The following is a 558-nucleotide window of genomic DNA, read 5'->3' as shown; positions in this document are numbered from 1 at the left end:
TCGAGTTCAGAACCATGAAAATTAGCTAGGTATTCCGCGACTAGGTTATACCCCACCCAATACCCCATGTACTTCGGCCAGCGGCTTTCATCGCTTCCCAAAAAGTAAGCATCAAAGTTGTAATCCAAGCTCGTTAACTTATCTTTCATCTCTGTGTAAAACGGCCGCCAGTCGCGGTCTGTTATCAACTCAAACAAACTCGGAATGATGCCGCCGTTGACCTGACGTTCAAAATGGCAAGCCAAGCCTTCCATGATCATCACCTCTCCCAGAGTGAGTCCATTTTCTCCCGCTCGCATCCGAAACAGATGATGCAATTCATGCGCGAGCACTGCAGCCAGTTCGTTTTCAATGACGGTTTTTATATCCGTGCGCTGGGTGTCTAGCAAAACTTCAACTCGATAAGGGCTCAAGCAGTAACCACCAATGCCACTTTGCGGCGCATCACCGTGACCAAATGGACTGATGGTGACATCAATATTGGTCAGTTCAAAATGATCGGCGAGTTGCAGACTCAGGCTATTCAGCTGTTCATACAAATAGTCAGCAACAAGAGAC

Annotated in this window: 1 protein-coding gene; it reads right to left on the bottom strand. The window is 47.5% G+C overall.

The genetic code is table 11. From position 1 onward, the window contains the following. On the bottom strand, nt 1-558 hold a 558-nt coding region (locus R7Z47_RS26290; RefSeq protein WP_318130956.1), incomplete at both ends, for a DUF2268 domain-containing putative Zn-dependent protease.

The sequence above is a fragment of the Vibrio sp. 1641 genome (genome assembly GCF_033339995.1).
GTDB lineage: Bacteria > Pseudomonadota > Gammaproteobacteria > Enterobacterales > Vibrionaceae > Vibrio > Vibrio alginolyticus.
Note: the sequence above shows the minus strand (reverse complement) of the source record. Positions and strands in the feature narration are given on the sequence as shown.